This window comes from Rhodanobacter sp. C06 (genome assembly GCF_002001105.1).
In the GTDB taxonomy this organism is placed as follows: domain Bacteria; phylum Pseudomonadota; class Gammaproteobacteria; order Xanthomonadales; family Rhodanobacteraceae; genus Rhodanobacter_A.
On record NZ_MUNP01000068.1, the window covers coordinates 23,216 to 42,100 of the forward strand.

The 18,885-nt window shown below is 69.0% G+C and carries 15 protein-coding genes and 1 pseudogene; 14 read left to right on the forward strand and 2 right to left on the reverse strand.

Annotation, left to right across the window (positions count from 1 at the left end):
- Positions 1-188 precede the first annotated feature (188 nt).
- The 11 genes from B0E52_RS14640 (at position 189) to B0E52_RS14690 (ending at position 12,870) form a co-directional block, all read left to right on the forward strand.
- Entirely contained in the window at positions 189-1,247 is a 1,059-nt protein-coding gene (locus B0E52_RS14640; RefSeq protein WP_077485010.1) for a pilus assembly protein PilM, read from the forward strand.
- Positions 1,247-1,978, forward strand: a complete 732-nt coding sequence (locus tag B0E52_RS14645) for a PilN domain-containing protein (RefSeq protein ID WP_077485012.1) — start codon at positions 1,247-1,249, stop codon at positions 1,976-1,978. Before B0E52_RS14640 ends, B0E52_RS14645 begins: the two co-directional genes overlap by 1 nt.
- Positions 1,975-2,637 (forward strand): type 4a pilus biogenesis protein PilO, encoded by a 663-nt coding sequence (gene pilO, locus B0E52_RS14650; protein ID WP_077485014.1) that lies wholly within the window; start codon positions 1,975-1,977, stop codon positions 2,635-2,637. Before B0E52_RS14645 ends, pilO begins: the two co-directional genes overlap by 4 nt.
- Complete coding sequence (locus tag B0E52_RS14655; protein WP_077485016.1) at positions 2,637-3,173, forward strand: pilus assembly protein PilP; 537 nt, start codon at positions 2,637-2,639, stop codon at positions 3,171-3,173. Before pilO ends, B0E52_RS14655 begins: the two co-directional genes overlap by 1 nt.
- Before the next feature lie 56 nt (positions 3,174-3,229).
- Positions 3,230-5,506 carry a type IV pilus secretin PilQ gene (pilQ, locus tag B0E52_RS14660; protein ID WP_077485018.1) on the forward strand — a complete coding sequence of 759 codons (2,277 nt, stop codon included), beginning with the start codon at positions 3,230-3,232 and terminating at the stop codon, positions 5,504-5,506.
- A gap of 140 nt (positions 5,507-5,646) precedes the next feature.
- The gene (locus B0E52_RS14665) at positions 5,647-6,642 is read left to right on the forward strand and encodes a MoxR family ATPase (protein WP_077485059.1); all 996 of its coding nucleotides are present in this window, start codon (positions 5,647-5,649) and stop codon (positions 6,640-6,642) included.
- Between the two features lie 20 nt (positions 6,643-6,662).
- Complete coding sequence (locus B0E52_RS14670) at positions 6,663-7,586, forward strand: DUF58 domain-containing protein (RefSeq protein ID WP_254426821.1); 924 nt, start codon at positions 6,663-6,665, stop codon at positions 7,584-7,586.
- Positions 7,583-8,101 carry a DUF4381 family protein gene (locus tag B0E52_RS14675; RefSeq protein WP_077485020.1) on the forward strand — a complete coding sequence of 173 codons (519 nt, stop codon included), beginning with the start codon at positions 7,583-7,585 and terminating at the stop codon, positions 8,099-8,101. Before B0E52_RS14670 ends, B0E52_RS14675 begins: the two co-directional genes overlap by 4 nt.
- The gene (locus B0E52_RS14680; protein WP_077485022.1) at positions 8,094-9,074 is read left to right on the forward strand and encodes a VWA domain-containing protein; all 981 of its coding nucleotides are present in this window, start codon (positions 8,094-8,096) and stop codon (positions 9,072-9,074) included. Before B0E52_RS14675 ends, B0E52_RS14680 begins: the two co-directional genes overlap by 8 nt.
- Positions 9,071-11,038 (forward strand): tetratricopeptide repeat protein, encoded by a 1,968-nt coding sequence (locus B0E52_RS14685; protein ID WP_077485062.1) that lies wholly within the window; start codon positions 9,071-9,073, stop codon positions 11,036-11,038. Before B0E52_RS14680 ends, B0E52_RS14685 begins: the two co-directional genes overlap by 4 nt.
- A 23-nt stretch (positions 11,039-11,061) precedes the next feature.
- Complete coding sequence (locus B0E52_RS14690; protein ID WP_077485024.1) at positions 11,062-12,870, forward strand: BatD family protein; 1,809 nt, start codon at positions 11,062-11,064, stop codon at positions 12,868-12,870.
- A gap of 101 nt (positions 12,871-12,971) precedes the next feature.
- Here B0E52_RS14690 and B0E52_RS14695 read toward each other — a convergent pair whose 3' ends face one another.
- Positions 12,972-13,496 carry an O-acetyl-ADP-ribose deacetylase gene (locus B0E52_RS14695; RefSeq protein ID WP_077485026.1) on the reverse strand — a complete coding sequence of 175 codons (525 nt, stop codon included), beginning with the start codon at positions 13,494-13,496 and terminating at the stop codon, positions 12,972-12,974.
- Positions 13,497-13,635: 139 nt separating this feature from the next.
- Positions 13,636-13,728 (reverse strand): annotated as a pseudogene (locus B0E52_RS18725) (O-acetyl-ADP-ribose deacetylase); the annotation flags it as partial.
- A 56-nt stretch (positions 13,729-13,784) separates the two neighbouring features.
- Between B0E52_RS18725 and B0E52_RS14705 the strand changes: the two are divergent.
- From B0E52_RS14705 to B0E52_RS14715, 3 genes are all read left to right on the forward strand, one after another.
- Positions 13,785-14,249, forward strand: coding sequence for a MarR family transcriptional regulator (locus B0E52_RS14705; protein ID WP_077485028.1), 465 nt, complete (start codon positions 13,785-13,787; stop codon positions 14,247-14,249).
- 209 nt (positions 14,250-14,458) lie between these two features.
- Positions 14,459-15,577, forward strand: coding sequence for an efflux RND transporter periplasmic adaptor subunit (locus B0E52_RS14710; RefSeq protein ID WP_077485030.1), 1,119 nt, complete (start codon positions 14,459-14,461; stop codon positions 15,575-15,577).
- Between the two features lie 187 nt (positions 15,578-15,764).
- The gene (locus B0E52_RS14715) at positions 15,765-18,869 is read left to right on the forward strand and encodes an efflux RND transporter permease subunit (RefSeq protein ID WP_077485032.1); all 3,105 of its coding nucleotides are present in this window, start codon (positions 15,765-15,767) and stop codon (positions 18,867-18,869) included.
- The last annotated feature ends 16 nt before the right edge of the window (positions 18,870-18,885 follow it).

Below are 18,885 nucleotides of genomic sequence, written 5' to 3' on the forward strand. Positions count from 1 at the left end.
GCGTCGGGGCCGAAACGAGGCCTCCGTCACGCTGCGCGAAGGCGGTAGCCCAAATGTGGGGGCCATCACGGGAAACACTTGAGAAAACTGCGGCAGGCCATTGCAGGGACGTTAAATTTTCTATCTAATGCCAGCGCACATCGGTCGGAAATCCGGCCGCTGGCGCCAGGGGCAAAGGGGGAAACACCGTGGGGCTCTTCACACCCAAGAAGCCGGCGCTGATCGGCGTCGACATCAGTTCGACCGCCGTCAAGCTGCTGCAGCTCAGCCAGGCGGGCGGGCGCTACCGCGTCGAGCATTACGCGGTCGAGCCGCTGCCGCCGAACGCCGTGGTCGAGAAGAACATCGTCGAAGTCGAGGCGGTGGGCGAGGCGATCCGCCGCGCGCTGGCGCGCTCCGGCTCCAAGCTCAAGCACGCCTCCGCCGCCGTGGCCGGCTCGGCGGTGATCACCCGCATCATCCCGATGCCGAGCGAGCTCTCCGAGGAAGACCTGGAAGGCCAGATCCAGGTCGAGGCGAACCAGTACATCCCCTACCCGATCGACGAGGTGAGCCTCGACTTCGAGGTGCTGGGCCCGGTGCGCGACAACCCCGAGATGAACAGCATCCTGCTCGCCGCTTCGCGCACCGAGAACGTGGACATGCGCGTGGCCGCGCTGGAACTGGGTGGCCTCACCGCCAAGGTGGTCGACGTGGAGGCGTTCGCGATGGAGAACGCGTTCGCCCTGCTCACCGACCAGCTCAACGTGGGCCGTGACGCGCTGGTCGCGGTGGTCGACGTGGGCGCGACCATGACCACGCTGTCGGTGCTGCGCAACCAGCGCACGATCTACTCGCGCGAACAGGTGTTCGGCGGCAAGCAGCTCACCGACGAGATCATGCGCCGCTACGGGCTCTCCTACGAGGAAGCCGGCCGCGCCAAGCGCAAGGGCGGCCTGCCCGAGTCCTACCACAGCGAGGCGCTGGAACCGTTCAAGGAATCGCTGGTGCAGCAGGTCAGCCGCCTGCTGCAGTTCTTCTTCGCCGGCAGCGAATACAGCAAGGTCGACCAGGTGGTGCTGGCCGGCGGCTGCGCCACCATCGACGGCATCGCCGCGATGCTCGAGGAGCACGTCGGCGTGCCCTGCGTGGTGGCCAATCCGCTGGCGCGCATGTCGATGTCGCCGAAGGTGCAGGGACAATCACTGTCCCAGGATGCGCCGGCGCTGATGATCGCGGTCGGCCTCGCCCTGAGGAGTTTCGACTGATGGCCCACGTCAACCTCCTTCCCTGGCGCGCGGAGCGGCGCAAGCTGCGCGAACGCGAGTTCTACGGCCAGCTCGGCGGCGCCTTCGTGGCTGGTCTGGGCTTCGTGCTGCTGTGGGCGATCTGGATGAGCGCGCGCATCGACAACCAGAACGACCGCAACGCGATCCTGCAGGGCGAGATCAAGCAGCTCGACGTCAAGATCGACAAGATCAAGGATCTGGAGAAGGTGCGCGAGCACCTGCTGGCGCGCAAGCAAATCATCGAGCAGCTGCAGTCCGACCGCTCGAAGATGGTGCACCTGTTCGACGAGCTGGTGAAGACGATTCCCTCCAGTGTGCGCCTCACCTCACTCAAGCAGGCCGGCGACACCATGTCGCTGGACGGCGTGGCGCAATCCAACGCCAGCGTGGCCGAATACATGCGCAACATCGAGGTGTCGCCGTGGATGGGTCACGTCGACCTGCGCAGCACGATCAACAACCACGACGCCACACGCATGCCCTACGGCTTCGGCGTGAGCGTGAAGCTGAGCAAGCCCAAGCCGGACGATGCCGGTACCGTTGGTGCACCGGCCGAGGCGGGTTCGGCGGCGGCACCGGCGCATGCCGCCAGCGTCCCCGGCTCCCTGCCGCCCGCGCATGCCGTCGCGCCTGCCGTCAAGCCGGCGGCAGCTCCGGCGCCTGAAAGCAAACCGGCCGCCGCAGCCGTCAAGGGAGGAGCCAAGGCATGAAACTCCTCGACGATCTGCGTGGTCTCGACCGCAACAACATCGGTGGCTGGCCGCAGTCGGTCAAGATCTTCTTCACCGTGCTGCTGTTCGGACTGGTGGTGCTGCTCGGCTGGTACTTCTACGTCAGCAGCCAGCAGGATGAGCTGGCCTCGCAGGTGGGCAAAGAGACCCAGCTCAGGCAGGAGTTCACCACCAAGCAGGCCAAGGCGGTGAACCTCGACGCGCTGCAGCAGCAGCTCGACGAGATGAAGGACATGCTGCGCCAGCTGCTGCGCCAGCTGCCCAGCAAGACAGAGATGCCGGAGCTGCTGATCGACATTTCGCAGACCGCGCTGTCGGCCGGCCTGCAGGTCGATTCCTTCGTGCCGCAGCCCGAGGTGCCGAAGGACTTCTACGCCGAGAAGCCAATCCAGCTGAAGATGGTCGGCACCTACCACCAGTTCGGCACCTTCATCAGCGGAGTCGCCTCGCTGCCGCGTGTGGTGATCCTGACCATGCACGACGTGTCGCTGACGCCCGAGCACGCAAGCAAGGACGGCACCTCCACCGATGGCCAACTGGTGCTGCAGGGCACGGTGAAGACCTACCGCTATCTGGATGAGGACGAGGCCGCCGCCGAGGCGAAGAAGAATCCGGCCAAGGCAGGGGGGCGCAAGTGATGAAGCTGTCCACTGCCATGAAGCCGTCGACGCTGTCGCGCCTCGCCCTGCTGCTGCTTGCCGTGCTGCTGCTGGGGGGCTGCACGCGCGGCACCTCGGACCTGCGCGAATGGATCGCCCAGCAGAAGGCGAAGAAGGGTGCGCCGATCCCGCCGCTGCCGGTGATCAAGACCTTCGAGACCTTCACCTACGCGGACCAGGATCTGCGCGATCCGTTCGGTCCCAGCGCCGCGGAACAGTCGGTCGCCACCAGCGGGCCGCGACCGGACCAGAACCGGCCCAAGCAGCCGCTGGAGATGTTCGCGCTGGACAGCCTGAAGATGGTCGGCACGATCGGGGCCGGTGCCGGCATCGAGGCGCTGGTCAAGGATCCTGGTGGCGTGATCCATCCGGTGCATCGTGGCGAATACATGGGCCAGAACTACGGCCGCATCACCGCCATCAGCGACGACCACATCGATCTGACTGAACTGGTATCCAACGGCAATGGTGGCTGGATGGAACGTCCGGCCAGTATCGCGCTCGGCGATAAATAGGGGACACAGGGGCTGATGCAATGAGCAACCACATTCAATCCGTCCGGGGCCGAGTCATGCGCCACACCATTCGCTGTCTGCTGTCGTTGCTGCTGCTCGCCGGCGTGGGCTTCAGCCAGGCCGTGCTGGCTGCCGGCAGCAGTACGCTGAAGGACATCAGCTACACCACGCTGCCCGGCGGCAGCGTGCAGCTGCATCTGAACTTCGCCGGTGCGGTGCCGCAGCCGCGCATCTTCACCACCGACAACCCGGCGCGCATCGCGATCGACTTCGCCGACACCGCCACCACCGCCCAGCGGCACACGGATATCGGCCAGGGCGCCACCTCCGGCGTCTCGGCGGTGTCCGCCGGCAACCGTACCCGGGTGATCGTGGAGTTGATGCGTCCGGCCTCGTACCAGTCGGCGGTCGAGGGCGACAGCCTCGTGCTCACCGTGGCCAACGGCAGCGCGTCGCAGACCGCGGCCGCCCCGGCGCCGACGCCGCGCAGCGTCACTACCGCGGCGAACATCGATCCGTCCAAGCACCTCCCGGCGACCGCCACCGGTGGCCTCAGCGTCACCGCCGTCGACTTCCGCCGCGGCGCGAACGGCCAGGGCCGCGTGCTGGTCAGCTTCAGCGGTCCGGGCGCCGACGCGCAGATGCGCACGATCGGCGACAAGGTCGAGGTCAGCATCCCCAATGCCAGCGTGCCGGCGAACCTCGCGCAGCGGCTGGATACGCTGGACTTCGCCACTCCGGTGCAGTCGATCAACACTCGCATCGGCGCCGCCGGCGGTGTGCAGATGACGATCGCCACCAAGGGCGTGGTGGATACCTCGGCGTACCAGGAAGGCAACCAGTACGTGGTCGAGGTGGCGCAAAAGAAGGGTGACAACAAGGCCAACGGCGGCGCCTTCGCGGCAATGGACCAGCATCCGGCCTACAGCGGCACGCGCGCCACCTTCAACTTCCAGGACATCCCGGTGCGTTCGGTGCTGCAGCTGATCGCTGATACCTCGCACCTCAACATCGTGGCGGCCGACAGCGTCACCGGCAGCATCACCCTGCGCCTGGTGAACGTGCCTTGGGACCAGGCGCTGGACGTGATCCTGCGCGCCAAGGGCCTGGACAAGCGCCGCGACGGCAACGTGATCTGGGTGGCACCGCAACAGGAGCTGGCCAAGTACGAGGAAGACGTGGCCGCCGCGCGCATGAAGTCCGAGGACAATGCGCCGCTGATCACCACCTATATTCCGATCAGCTACGGCAAGGCGGCCGACATCGCCAAGTTGCTCACCACCGACAGCAAGCAGAGCAATGCCGGGGGCGGCGCAAGTGCCGGCGGCGCCGGCGTCTCGCGCGGCTTCCTGTCCGCGCGCGGCAGCGTCTCCTACGACGAACGCACCAATACCCTGCTGCTCAACGACACTGCCGAGAAGACCGAGCAGATCCGCAAGTTGGTCGCGGTGCTGGACAAACCGGTGCAGCAGGTGCTGATCGAGTCGCGCGTGGTGATTGCAAGTGACGACTTCACGCGCGAGCTGGGCGTGAAGTGGGGCGCGAACGGCCAGCGCACCAATCCCAGCGGCCAGGTGCTGCAGATCGGCGGCGCCAACGGCAGCAATCTGGGCAACAACGGCACGACGCCCGCCACCGTCTCGTACAACAATCCTGGCGGCGGTACCACCATCAACAACTCCGGGAGCTCAACCGCCAATACCACCCTGGGCGGCGGTACCGGCCTCAACGTGAACCTGCCGGTGACGAATTCGGCGGCCTCGGGGGTATTGGGCCTGGCCATCCTCGGCAAGAACTACGCACTGGACCTGGAGCTGTCGGCGGCGCAGACCGAAGGCCGCGGCGAGGTGATCTCCAGCCCGCGCGTGGTCACCGCGAACCAGCAGGAGGCAGTGATCCGCCAGGGCCAGGAAATCGGCTACGTCACCTACCAGGGCGGCATCGGCGGTTCCGCTGCGCCCACCGCCTCGGTGCAGTTCAAGGATGCGGTGCTGGAGCTCAAGGTTACGCCGACGATCACCGCGGACAACCGCGTCTACCTCGCGATCAACGTGAAGAAGGACTCGCTGGCGAAGTTCCTCACCACGCCGAACGGCACGGTGCCGCAGATCAACACCCAGTCGGTGAACACCTCGGTGCTCGTCGACAACGGCCAGACCGTGGTGCTGGGTGGCATCTACGAGATCAACAAGAGCAACACGGTCACCAAGGTGCCTGGTCTCGGCGACATTCCGGGCATCGGCTACCTGTTCCGCAATACCTACAAGAACAACACCAAGGCGGAACTGCTGATCTTCGTGACACCGCGCATCCTCAACGATTCGCTGCAGTAAGGCGTCGCGTTCGCGCAATGCGCAAAGAGGCGGCTTCGGCCGCCTCTTTGCGTTGCGCACCTGAATGCGCCGGCGCCGTCGACTAAACTTCCGGGCTCCGCCGCGGTCGATAGCGGCGACCTGACGCCGGAATCCCCATGATGGACATGCCCGAAACGCCGCCCCGCAGCAGCCTGCAGCAAGCCTTCACACGGCTGCGCGACGAGCTGCAGGCCTGCATCATCGGCCAGCCGAAGCTGGTCGACTGCCTGCTGGTGGCGCTGCTCGCCGATGGCCACCTGCTGGTGGAAGGCGCGCCGGGCCTGGCCAAGACCACTGCGGTGAAGGCGCTGGCCGCGCGCATCGAGGCGGACTTCCACCGCGTGCAGTTCACCCCCGACCTGCTGCCCGCCGACCTCACCGGCACCGACGTGTTCCGCCCGCAGAGCGGCAGCTTCGAGTTCGAGCGCGGCCCGCTGTTCCACAACATCGTGCTGGCCGACGAGATCAACCGCGCGCCGGCCAAGGTGCAGTCGGCGCTGCTGGAGGCGATGGCCGAGCGCCAGATCACCGTGGGCCGCAGCACCCGTCCGCTGCCGGAGCTGTTCATGGTGATGGCCACGCAGAACCCGATCGAGCAGGAGGGCACGTTCGCGCTGCCCGAGGCGCAGCTCGACCGCTTTCTGCTGCACGTCACCATCGGCTATCCCGACGCGAAGGCGGAACTGGCAATCCTCAAGCTTGCCCGCGAGCAGGCCAGCCGGCGTGCGCATCCGGTGCCCGCGCCGGCGCCCCTGCTCGGCCAAGCCGAGGTGTTCGCCGCGCGCGACGCCGCGATGGCGGTGCACATGGCCCCGGCGCTGGAGGAATACCTCGCCCAGCTGGTACTGGCCACGCGCGATGCGGGCCGCTACGGGCCGGAGTTGAAGCGCTGGATCGCCTGGGGCGCCAGTCCGCGCGCCACCATCGCGCTGGACCGCTGCGCCCGCGCGCAGGCCTGGCTGGCTGGGCGCGACTACGCGCTGCCCGAGGACGTGCACGCGATCGTGCACGAGGTGCTGCGTCATCGCGTGCTGCTCAGCTACGAGGCCGAGGCCGAAGGCGTGCGCAGCGACCAGGTGATCGCGCGGCTGCTGGATCTCGTGCCGCTGCCGTGAGGGTGGTCGTGGACTCTGCCTTGCCGGATCGCGTCGACGGCGACGGTCGCACGCGCGTGTCGCTGGCCGAGCTGATCGCGCTGGGCGCGCGCGTCGGTCGCGCGAAACTGGCTTCCGTGCAAAGCCGCTCGGAACGCAGCGGCCAGCAGTCCAGTCGCCTGTACGGCCGCGGCATGGATTACGCGGAGTCGCGCGCCTACCAGCCCGGCGACGACGTGCGCCGGATGGATTGGCGGCTCACCGCGCGCAGCGGCAAGCTGCACACCAAGCTGTACCAGGAGGAACGCGAGGGGCGCCTGCTGATCCTGCTGGACACCCACGCCAGCCTGCGCTTCGGCACCCGCGCCCGTTTCAAGTCGGTGCAGGCCGCGCGCGCCGCTGCCGTCGCCGCGTGGCTGGCGGTGCGTGCCGGCGAGCGCGTGGGCCTGATGGCCTTCGGCGGGCACGATCGCCTGCTGCGCCCGCAAGGCGGTGCGCACGGCGCGCTGGCAGTGTGCGGCGCGCTGGCGGAATGGGATGCGCTGCCGTCCGCGGAGCACGCCGAACCGCTGTCCGCCGCCTTGCTGCGAGCGCGCCGGCTGCAGCATGGCGCCAGCCGCGTGCTGCTGCTCAGTGATGGCTTCAGTGCGGATGCCGAGGCGCGGCAGCACTTGCTTGATCTCAAGACGCGGGCCGGCGTCGGCGTGCTGGTGCTGGCCGACGCGCTGGAGCGCGAGCCACCACCGGCGGGCCGTTATCCGCTGGAGCATGACGGTGAGCGCCGCGACGTGGTGCTGCTGGGCGAACGCCAGCGCCGCGAGTTCCAGCAGGCGCTGGGTGCGGGGCCGGCGCGGCTGGAGGCGCTGGCGCGCGCCATGGGCTTGCGTTGCCGCGTGCTCGACACGCGCGACGATCCGCTGTCGGCCGTGGGCGAACTGCTCGGCGCGACGAGGACGCGGCGATGATGCCGTCACCGCCAGCGTCGACCGGCCCGCTGCTGCGCGACATCCACCTGCCGCCCGCGCCGCCGTGGTGGCCACCCGCGCCGGGCTGGTGGCTGCTCGCGGTGCTGGCCTTGCTGGCCGGCGTGGTGCTGGCGTGGCTGTGGCGGCGTCAACGCCGCCTGCGGCAGCGGCGCCGGCAGTGGCTGGGCGAACTGGATCGACACGCGCAGCGCCATGCGCGCGATGGCGACGATGTCGTGCTGGCGGCCTCGCTGCAGCAACTGCTGCGTCGGGTGGCGCGCATCCATGATGGCGCGGCGACGCAACAGCGCGGTGCAGCGTGGCAGGCCACGCTGGCGCGGGTACCGGTGCGGCCCGCAATGCTCGCCCGGCTTGCCGCGCTGGAGTCGGCGATGTATCGCCCGCGCGGTACGTTCGACGCCCAGGCCGCACTTGCTGCAGCGCGGGTCTGGCTGCACACCGCCGCCAGGCCGCACGCGTGGAAACGCGCGGCATCGGAGCCGGGGCATGTTTGAGTTCGCCTGGCCCTGGTTGTTCCTGCTGCTGCCCTTGCCTTGGCTGCTGCGACGCATGCTGCCGCCCGTCACGCCGGGGCAGGCGCTGCACCTGCCGCAGCCGGGCCTGCGCCTTGCCGACGCCACCGGCGGCACGGTGCGCAGCTTCACGCCCTGGCTGCTGGCGCTGGCGTGGCTGTGCCTGGTGGCCGCAGCGGCGCGTCCGCAGTGGGTGGGACCGCCGCAGGCGCAGCAGCGCAGCGGTCGTGCCTTGTTCCTCGCGGTGGATCTCTCCGGCAGCATGCGCACGCCGGACATGGAACTGGCCGGCCAGCCGGTGAGCCGCTTCGGCGCGGTGAAGGCGATCGCCGGCAACTTCATCGACCGCCGCCGTGGCGACGAGATGGGCCTGATCCTGTTCGGCAGCCAGGCCTTCCTGGTCACACCACTCACCTGGGATCTCGATGCGGTACGCGCGCAGCTGCAGGGTGCGGCGGTGGGCCTGGCCGGCACCGAGACGGCGATCGGCGATGCGATCGCGATCGCGGTGAAGCGACTGTCCGCCTTGCCCGAGCAGGCGCGCGTGCTGGTGCTGCTCACCGACGGCGTCAACAACGCCGGCAGCATCACGCCGCTCGAAGCTGCGCGCGCCGCCAAGGCGGCCGGCGTGCGCATCTACACCGTGGGCATCGGCGCCACCCGCATGCGCGTGCCGGGCTTCTTCGGCAGCCAGGTCGTCAACCCTTCCGCCGACCTCGACGCCGGGATGTTGACGAAGATCGCCGACGAGACCGGCGGTCGTTTCTTCCGCGCCACCGACAGCGACCAGCTCGCCGATGCCTACCGCGCCATCGATGCGCTTGAACCGATGCCGCAGCACGGTCCGACGCTGCGGCCGCGCAAGGAGTGGTTCACCTGGCCGCTCGCCGCCGCACTGCTGCTGTGGCTGCTCGCCGCGCTGCCACGCTGGCGGCCGGCGGAGGCGGCGGCATGAGCGCGGCGCTGGCCCAGCTCCATTTCCTCCGGCCCTGGTGGCTGTGCGCATTGGTCGTGCTGCCGTGGCTACTGTGGCAGGCGTCCCGTCGCAGCCGCGGCCTGCAGGCCTTGTCGCGGCTGGTCGATGTGGAACTGCTGCCGTCGCTGTTGCAGGGGCGATCCACGCAGCAACGCCTGCCGCTGGGGCTGCTCGCGCTGGCCTGGCTGCTGGCCGTGCTGGCGCTGGCAGGGCCCGCGTGGAGTCGCGTCGAACAGCCGCTTTACGCGAGCCGCGCCGCCCAGGTGGTGGCGATCTCGCTGTCGCAGCGCATGCTGTCGCACGACGTGGCGCCCAGCCGCATCGATCGCGCGCGCTTCAAGGCGCACGACCTGCTGACGGCGAACCATGATGGCCTCAACGCGCTGGTGGGCTACGCCGGCGAGGCCTTCGTGGTGGCGCCGCTCACCTCCGACGTGCACAGTCTCGGCACGCTGCTCGATGCGATGGCACCGGACATCATGCCGGCGGACGGCGACAACGCGGCGGCGGCGATCGCACGCGGCGCGGCGCTGATACGCGACGCCAAAGTCGGTGGCGGTTCGCTGGTGCTGATCGCCGATAGCGCGGGCACGGCGGCGCAGGCTGCCGCCCGCCAGGCGCGCAGCGAAGGCGTACGTGTCTCCGTGCTCGGCGTGGGCACGGTGCACGGCGCGCCGGTGGCGCTGCCCGGCGGCGGCTTCCTGCACGATGCGAAGGGCGATCTGCAACTGGCTGGCCGCGACGATGCGGCGCTGGCCGCCGTGGCCGCGGCGGGCGGCGGCCGCTACGTGGCCATGAGCGCGGACGATGGCGACGTCGCAGTGCTCAAGGGCGAGTTGCGCGCGGGTTCCACGCAAGCGGCGCAGGGCCAGCTTGGCGACGAATGGCAGGACCGCGGTCCCTGGCTGCTGCTGCTCCTGCTGCCGCTGGCGGCGCTGGCGTTCCGCCGCGGCTGGCTGCTGCTGTTGCCGCTGGTGCTGTTGCCGATGCTGCCCGGCACCGCGCATGCTGCGAGCTGGCGCGACCTGTGGCAACGCCGCGACCAGCAGGCGGCCGCCGCGCTGAAGCAGGGCGACGCAAAACAGGCGATGCAGCTGGCGAAGGATCCGGCGTGGCGTGGCGCGGCGGCTTACCGCGCGGGCGACTATGCCGCCGCCGCGCGGGCGCTGCATGAAGCGTCGGGCGGCGACGCGGCCTACAACCTCGGCAATGCACTGGCACGCGAAGGCAAGTATGAGGATGCGATCAAGGCCTACGACCACGCGCTGCAGCTCGATCCCGCGAACGCCGACGCGCAGGCGAACCGGCAGGCCGTCGAGGACTGGCTGCGCAAGCAGCCGCCGCAGAAGCAGTCGTCGCCGCAGCAGCAGAAGCAAGGAGGTCCGTCTTCGTCGCAAGGGCAGGGAGGCGACAGTGGGCAGAGCAAGGACCAGCAGGGCCGGAATGGTCGGGACAAAAACGAACGGGACAAGAACGAACAGGACAAGAACAGCGGCGAGTCCGGCCAGTCTTCGCCACAAGACAACAACTCGGCGCAGTCGCAGAAGCCGCAGGACGCGCCGAACGGTGCGGGCCAATCGCCGCAAGACCCATCGAAGTCGACCGAAGGGAAGTCTTCGGACCGGTCCGCCACGTCACCGGACAAGTCGCAGCCCACGCCCGAACAGCAGGCCGCGCAACAGGCGCAGGCCGCGAAGGCGCAGCAGGCACTGAAGCAGCAGTTGGACAAGGAGCTGGGTGCCGCCGGTCACTCGGCGACGAAACAGTCGCCCACGCATCAGCTCGGTGCGGACGGCGCCGACGATCCGCAGTCGAAACTGCCAGCCGACTTGCGCCAGGCCTTGCAGCGCGTGCCCGACGATCCGGGTGCGCTGCTGCGCCGCAAGTTCGAGCTGGAATACCAGCGCCGCCACGGCGGCATACCCGACGAGGATGGGCCGTGATGTCTTTATTTTTGCGCTCGTCCATGATCGCGAAGATCAAATGGGCGGCCATCCCTGGCCGCACTCTTCAAGTTTTCCGTTCGTCCCTGACCGCGGAGATCAAACGGGCGGCCATCCATGGCCGCACTCTTCAAGGGCTCATCCTGCTGCTGTGTCTGCTGCTGCCGGTGCTGGCGCACGCCGCCGGCGTGCAGGCCACGCTGGATCGCAGCAGCATGCAGCTGGGCGAGACGGTGACGCTGAACCTGCACGTCGACGGCGGCGGCAACGTGGCGATGCCCGACCTCAGTCCGCTGCAGCAGGACTTCGACATCCTCGGTCGCTCGCAGAGCAGCAGTCTCAGCATCGTCAACGGCAAGCGCAGCGCCGAGCTGGTGATCGGCGTGGTGCTGCGGCCCAAGCATGCGGGCACGCTCACGATTCCCTCGCTCACGGTGGCCGGTGCGCAGACCACGCCGCTCACGGTCGAGGTCGATGCACCGAATCCGGCCGCGGCCGCCACCATGCACAAGAGCCTGTTCATGGAGGCCGAGGTCGTGCCGCGGCGGGCCTGGGTAGGACAGCAGCTCAGCTACGTGGTGCGGCTCTACTACAGCGGCAACATCAGCAGCGGTTCGCTGGACACGCCGCAGATCGATGGCGTGCAGCTCAGCCAGGTCGGGGGCGACCTGCGCTACGACGCGGTGCGTGGCGGTCGCCAGTACCACGTGATCGAGCGGCGTTATGCGCTGGTGCCGCAGCATGCCGGCACGCTGGCGATTCCCGCGCTGGGCTTCCAGGGCGAGGCGCTGGATCCCAGCGACCCCGACAGCTTCTTCGGCGCGGGCACGCCGGTATCGGCCAGTGCGCCCGCGCTCGCGGTGCCGGTGCAGGCGGCGCCGGCGGACTGGGGCAAGTCGGCGTGGCTGCCGGCGCGCGCGCTCAGCCTCACGCTTTCCGGCTGGCCCGATGCAAACACGTCGGTGCGCGTGGGCCAGCCGATCAACCTCGTGATGAAGCTCAGCGCCACCGGCCTGCCGTTCGAGACGCTGCCGGTACTGAGCCTGCCCACGCTGCGGGGCGCCACGGTGTATCCGGACCAGCCGGCGACCGCCACCGCCAACGACGGTCCGTGGCTGGTGGGCAGCCGCCAGCGCGCATTCGCGGTGGTGCCCGAGCAGGCCGGCACGTTGACCCTCCCTGCCACCACGCTGCGCTGGTTCGACGTGGACACCGGGCAGGAACAGACCGCCGAGATTCCCGCGCACAGCATCACCGTGCTGCCGGCAGTCGGTGCGGCGGCCGTGCCGCCCGCAGCCGGCGCAAGTGCGTCGCCCGCCTCTTCGTCGGCTCCGGCTGCGCCGGGGTCGGTTGCTGCGGCATCGTCGAACGCCATGCCGCACGATGTGATGTGGCGCTGGATCGCGCTGGCCAGCCTGCTGCTGTGGCTGCTCAGCGTGCTGGCATGGTGGCTGTGGCGTCGGCGTGCGGCGCAGGGTCCCGCCATGCTTGCAGCGGGCAGTGGGGCTGCCGAATCCGTGCGCCGTGTGCGCCAGGCTTTCCTCGCGGCGGCGCGCGGCCGCGATGCGGGGGCGCAACTGCGCGGCCTGTTGGCGTGGGCGCAGGCGGAGCGACCGGCGATCCAGCATCCCGGCGCGCTGCACGCCGCGCTGGCAGACGAGGCGCAACGGCGCGCGCTGGCCGAATTGCAGCATCGCTGCTATGGCGCCCCTGCTCCGGCGGCCGCAGGCGGCGACGATCTCGCCAAGGTTTTCAAGCACGGCTTCGCGTGGCGCGCGACAGAGAAGGCCGATGACGGCAGCTTGCCGCCGCTGTATCCGTTCAAGCTGTAGGAGTGGTTGCAATTGGAGCAGCTGCAGGAGCGGCCGTAGGAACGGCTGTAGGAGCGGCTTCAGCCGCGATTCCCTGCCGCCAGTCGCGGCTGAAGCCGCTCCTACGCTTCGTCGTCAAGCGCCGCTTGGAACACTGCGTGCATCGGTTCGCCGAAGCAGCACAGAATGAGCTCGAAATCCGGATGCGTGGCCAATTCCTCGCGCAGCGTGCCCAGCGCGACCCTGGCCGCCAGCGGTGCGGGGTAGCCGTACACGCCGCAGCTGATCGCGGGGAACGCGATGCGGCGCAAGCCGTGCTCGCGCGCGAGGCGCAGCGCGTTGCGATGGCAGCTTGCCAGCAACGCCGCCTCGCCGCGGTCGCCGCCGTGCCAGACCGGCCCCACGGTATGGATCACCCAGCGCGCCGGCAGCGCGAAGCCGGGCGTGATGCGCGCCTCGCCGGTGGGGCAGCGCACGCCGGGCGCGACGGGCGGCAGCGCCCGGCAAGCCTCCAGCAGCGCGGGGCCGGCGGCGCGGTGGATCGCGCCGTCGACTCCACCGCCGCCCAGCAAGGTCTCGTTCGCCGCGTTGACGATGGCGCCGACGGCGAGGGTAGTGATATCCGCGGTGATGACGGCAATGGGCATGGGAGATCGAGGAAGCGGAGTCGAGTCGTTGCTAGGCTCGCGGTCCCTCGCTCGCCAAGCAACCCGGCCTGCGGCATCCTGCCTCCGGCGCTCGCCGCGGCGCGCGAGTCCACCGGACTCGCGCAAGCGCCGCTGCTTGCCCACCGCCGCCCAGCAAGGTCTCGTTCGCCGCGTTGACGATGGCGTCGACGGCCAGGGCGGTGATATCGGCGGTGATGACTGAGATCAGCATGGCGACGGGCGCTTCGGCTTATGCTTGAGGCATGTGACGGCGAGGTTGCAACCATCATGGCGAAAACGGAAGAGCTTTCCTTCGGTTACCTGCTGAACGACGTGACCTTGCTGTTCCGCAAGCACTTCGACCGGCGCGCGGTGAAATTCGGCCTCACCCGTGCGCAATGGCGCGCCACCAAGATGCTGTACTACCGCGAGGGCATGCGCCAGAACGAACTGGCCGAGGCGCTGGAGATGGAGCCGATCGCGGTGGGCCGGGTGATCGATCGCCTGCAGGCGGCCGGCTTCGTGGAGCGCCGGCCCGATCCCAAGGATCGCCGTGCATGGCGGCTGTACGTCACCGCGCAGGCGCATGACGTGGTGGACGACATGGAGCGGATCGCGCGCGGGCTGCGCGGCGAGGCCACCCGGGGCATCGAGTACGACGAGCTGAAGCAGGCGCTGGAAGTGATCGGCCGGATCAAGGAGAACCTGCAGGCGCTGGAAGCGACCGAGCCGCCGCTGGCCGGCCAGCCGTAGGCGCTATGCATTCGCCGCAACCGGCGTCGCCGGCAAGTGCCGATCGTCGTGTCCGGCGCGGCGCCGGTCCGGGGCAAAATATGTCGCGACAGTCAACGCCTCGATGCATGACGCGTTGATTCCCTGTTTGGTTCCTGCCGATTTCCCGGCGGCTGACGCCGCGGATCCCCGGTCGACGGGAAAGCTCGCATTCCATCAGCGGAGACCCCATGCCGCAGCGCATCTCCTGGAAGAAACCCGTGGCGCTGCTGGTCGTGGTGGCGCTGGCCGCGCACGCCTGGTCGGACCGCGGCAAGGCCGCGCCGGGCAAGCCGGCGGCCGCGCAGGCGGTGCCGGTGAAGGTGGCGCGGGCCGAGCGCGGCGATCTCGATCTCTCACTGAAGGTGAACGGTTACGCCGAGGCGTATTCCACCGTGACCGTGCAGTCGCGCGTCAGCGGCCAGCTGCAGGCGGTCGCGTTCACGCCGGGTGGGCGCGTGCACCAAGGCGAGGTGATCGCACGCATCGATCCCAGCCTGCTGCAGGCGCAGCTGGACCAGGCGCGCGGCAATCTCGCCAAGGACCAGGCCCAGCTCGCGAATGCCGAACAGGTGTTGCGCCGCTACACGCCGATGCTGGCCAAGGGCTACGTGGCCAAGACCGACTACGACGGCTACCGCGCGAACGTGGGCATCTACGCCGCCTCGGTGAAGGCGGACCAGGCCGCGGTGGAGATGGCGCAGACCCAGCTCGGCTACGCGCAGATCAAGGCACCGGTGGATAGCATCGCCGGCGCGCCGCTGGTCTATCCCGGCGCGCAGGTGAGCGCGAACAGCACCAACCTCGTGGTGCTCAACCAGGTGCGGCCGATCCACCTGACCTTCTCCGTGCCGGAGTCGGCGCTGGACGGCATCAAGGCGGCGGCCGCGCGCGGCCAGCTGGTGGTGAGCGTGCAAGTGCCGGGCGCGGACACGGCGCCGATACCGGCCACGCTGGACTTCATCAACAACGCGGTGGACACCGGCACCGGCACGATCCAGCTCAAGGCGAGCTACGCCAACGGCGACGATCGCCTCACCCCCGGCCAGTTCGTGCAGGTGACCCTGCCCACCGCGCGCCTGCACGACGTGGTCACGGTGCCGGTGACGGCGTTGCAGAACTCGCCGAACGGCAGCTTCGTGTTCGTGGTGGGCGCGGACGGCACGGCGCAGCAACGCATGGTCACCGCCGGCACCAGCAACGGCGGTCGCATCGTGATCGAGAAGGGCCTCGCCGGCGGCGAGCAGGTGGTCACCGACGGGCAGATGCTGCTGACGAATGGCACGAAGGTGCAGGTGGTGGCGGGGTGATGGGCATCGCGATCGGAAAGCGCACCCCACCCCAACCCTCCCCTGCACGCGGGGGAGGGGGCGAAGGCTTGGCTTTCCCTGCACGCAGGGGAATCGGCGAGGGCGTGTGCCATTTCCTCCCTCTGCATGCAGGGGGAGGCTGGGAGGGGCTGCCTTTTGCCTTGATGCTTGAGCAGGGAGCGGCTCTGTGAACCTCCCCGCCCTGTGCATCCGCCGGCCAGTGATGACGGCGCTGCTGATGATCGCGCTGATCGTGTTCGGCGTGGCGGCGTATCCGAAGCTGCCGGTGAACGAGCTGCCGAACGTGGACTTTCCCACCATCTCGGTGAGCGCGAGCCTGCCCGGCGCTTCGCCGGAGACGATGGCCACCGCCGTGGCCACGCCGCTGGAGAACCAGTTCTCCACCATCGCCGGCATCAGCCAGATGACCTCGACCAGCGCGCTGGGCTCGACCTCGATCACGCTGACCTTCGACCTCAGCCGCAACATCGACGGTGCCGCGCAGGACGTGCAGGCCGCGATCTCGGCGGCGCAGCGCCAGCTGCCGACGAACATGCCCACGCCGCCCACCTTCCGCAAGGTGAATCCGGCGGACAAGGCGATCCTCTACCTCGCGCTCAGCTCCGACACGCTGCCGCTGTCCACCGTGGACGAATACGGCGAGACGCGGCTGGCGCAGGAATTGTCGATGGTGGAGGGCGTGGCCCAGGTGAGCGTGTTCGGCTCGCAGAAGTACGCCGTGCGCATCAGCGTCGACCCGGCGAAGCTGGCCGCCAACGGCATCGGCATCGACACGCTGCAGCAGGCGATCGCGGATGCCAACGTCAACCTCGCCACCGGCTCGCTCAACGGCGAGCGCCAGCTGCTGCAGGTGAGCTCGAACGGCCAGCTGCAGCAGGCCGCACCGTACAACGACATCATCGTGGCGTGGCGCAACGGCGCGCCGGTCACGCTGTCGCAGCTCGGTCATGCCGCGGACAGCGTGCAGAACGACCAGGTGGCGAGCTGGTTCAACGGCAAGCGCGCGGTGGTGCTGGCGATCGACCGCCAGCCCGGCTCCAACACCGTGGCCACGATCGACCGCATCCGCGCGGTGCTCCCGCAGTTCCAGGCCACGCTGCCGCCATCGATCAAGTTGGAGACGCTGTACGACCGTTCCGATTCGATCCGCGCCTCGGTGGACGACGTGCAGTACACCTTGCTGCTGGCCGGCGTGCTGGTGATCCTGGTGATCTACCTGTTCCTCGGCAACGCCTCGGCCACGCTCATCCCCGCGCTGGCGCTGCCGGTGTCGGTGATCGGCACGTTCGGCGTGATGTATGCGCTGGGCTACAGCCTCGACAACCTCTCGCTGCTCGCGCTGACCCTGGTGGTCGGCTTCGTGGTGGACGACGCGATCGTGATGCTGGAGAACATCGTGCGCCATGTCGAGACCGGCATGGATCCGTACGAGGCCTCGATCCAGGGTTCCGCCGAGATCGGCTTCACGATCTTCTCGATGACGCTGTCACTGGTGGCGGTGTTCCTGCCGGTGATGTTCATGGGCGGCATCGTGGGCCGGCTGTTCCACGAGTTCGCGGTGGTCATCTCCACCGCGATCCTGATCTCCGGTTTCGTCTCGATCACGCTCACGCCGATGCTGTGCAGCCGTTTCGTGAAGCACGCCGAGCACGAGCAGAAATCGCGCGTGGCGCTGGCCTTCGATCGCGGCTTCAACCATGTGCGCGACGGCTACAACCGCTCGCTGGGATGGGCGGTGGCGCATCCGCGCACGGTGCTGGGCGTGTTCTTCGCGAGCCTCGTCGCCACGGCCGTGCTGTTCGCGGTGGTGAACAAGGATTTCATCCCCGCCGGCGATACCGGCCAGCTGTTCGTCAACACCGAGGGGCCGGACGACATTTCCATCGCCGGCATGAGCGCGCGCCAGCAGCAGCTGGCGGCCATCGTGGGCGAGGATCCGAACATCGCGGCCTACATGTCCTCGGTGGGCTCGGGCGGCTCGCGCACCACCACCAACAACGGCTCGATCTTCATGCGGCTGAAGCCCGCGAACGAGCGCCCGCTCGACCCCGACCAGATCATGCAGGAGCTGCGGGCGAAGTTCGCCAAGGTGCCGGGCATCCGCGCCTACGTGCAGAACCCGCCGGCGATCCAGGTAGGCGGTCGCGCGTCGAAGGCGCAGTACCAGTACACCTTGCAGTCCACCGATCTGGACACGTTGTACGCCGAGTCGGGCAAGGTGCTCGCCGCGTTCGCGCAACTGCCGGGCTTCCAGGACGTCACCAGCGACCTCGACCTCAACGGCCCGGCGATCGACGTCAAGGTGGACCGCTCCAAGCTGGCGCCACTGGGCCTCAGCATGCGCCAGGTGCAGAACGCGCTGGGCACCGCGTTCGGCGAGGGCCAGGTGTCGACGATCTACGGCGCGGCCACGCAGTACTGGGTGATCCTGCAGGTGAGGTATGCGTTGCAGAACGACCCGGCGATCCTGTCGCAGCTCTACGTCACCTCGAACGCCGGCACCCTGGTGCCGCTGAGCACGGTCGCCAGTTTCGAGCGCAAGGCGCAGCCGCTCACCGTGAACCACCAGGGCGAGCTGCCGGCGGTGACCATCTCGTTCAACCTCGCGCCGGGCGTCAGCCTCAGCCAGGCGGTGGGCGAGATCGACGGCGCGATGCGCAAGCTCGACCTGCCGGCATCCATCACCGGCAGCGTGCAGGGCACCGCGCAGGCCTTCGAGCAGTCGATGCAGGGCATGGGCCTGTTGCTGGTGCTGGCGTTGTTCGTGATCTACCTGGTGCTGGGCATCCTGTACGAAAGCTTCATCCATCCGCTCACCATCCTCTCCGGCCTGCCCGCGGCGGGTGTGGGCGCGCTGCTCACCTTGATGCTGTTCCGCGCGCCGCTGGATTTGTTCTCCTTCGTCGGCATCGTGATGCTGATCGGCATCGTGAAGAAGAACGCGATCATGCTGATCGACTTCGCGCTGGAGCGGCAGCGCGTGGAAGGCATGTCGCCCGCCGAGGCCATCGTGGAAGCCTGCCACGTGCGCTTCCGCCCGATCATGATGACGACGATGGCGGCGTTCGCCGGCACCTTGCCGATCGCGCTGGGCATCGGCGCCGGCGCCTCCTCGCGCCGCCCGCTGGGCTTGGCCGTGGTGGGCGGCCTGGTGGTGTCGCAGGTGCTCACCCTGTACCTCACGCCGGTGATCTACCTGTACATGGACCGGCTGCAGCAGCGGTTCGGGAGCAAGCGCAAGCCGGCGACGGAGAGCTTGCCGGCGCCATGACGAAAGAGGCGGCCCG

What these genes read in the sequence shown, in the direction of transcription:
- B0E52_RS14645 (WP_077485012.1), top strand. Translation starts at nt 1,247, where the DNA reads ATGGCCCACGTCAACCTCCTTCCCTGGCGCGCGGAGCGGCGCAAGCTG.
- pilO (WP_077485014.1), top strand. Translation starts at nt 1,975, where the DNA reads ATGAAACTCCTCGACGATCTGCGTGGTCTCGACCGCAACAACATCGGT.
- B0E52_RS14655 (WP_077485016.1), top strand. Translation starts at nt 2,637, where the DNA reads ATGAAGCTGTCCACTGCCATGAAGCCGTCGACGCTGTCGCGCCTCGCC.
- pilQ (WP_077485018.1), top strand. Translation starts at nt 3,230, where the DNA reads ATGCGCCACACCATTCGCTGTCTGCTGTCGTTGCTGCTGCTCGCCGGC.
- B0E52_RS14665 (WP_077485059.1), top strand. Translation starts at nt 5,647, where the DNA reads ATGGACATGCCCGAAACGCCGCCCCGCAGCAGCCTGCAGCAAGCCTTC.
- B0E52_RS14675 (WP_077485020.1), top strand. Translation starts at nt 7,583, where the DNA reads ATGATGCCGTCACCGCCAGCGTCGACCGGCCCGCTGCTGCGCGACATC.
- B0E52_RS14680 (WP_077485022.1), top strand. Translation starts at nt 8,094, where the DNA reads ATGTTTGAGTTCGCCTGGCCCTGGTTGTTCCTGCTGCTGCCCTTGCCT.
- B0E52_RS14685 (WP_077485062.1), top strand. Translation starts at nt 9,071, where the DNA reads ATGAGCGCGGCGCTGGCCCAGCTCCATTTCCTCCGGCCCTGGTGGCTG.
- B0E52_RS14690 (WP_077485024.1), top strand. Translation starts at nt 11,062, where the DNA reads ATGATCGCGAAGATCAAATGGGCGGCCATCCCTGGCCGCACTCTTCAA.
- B0E52_RS14695 (WP_077485026.1), bottom strand. Translation starts at nt 13,496, where the DNA reads ATGCCCATTGCCGTCATCACCGCGGATATCACTACCCTCGCCGTCGGC.
- B0E52_RS14705 (WP_077485028.1), top strand. Translation starts at nt 13,785, where the DNA reads ATGGCGAAAACGGAAGAGCTTTCCTTCGGTTACCTGCTGAACGACGTG.
- B0E52_RS14710 (WP_077485030.1), top strand. Translation starts at nt 14,459, where the DNA reads ATGCCGCAGCGCATCTCCTGGAAGAAACCCGTGGCGCTGCTGGTCGTG.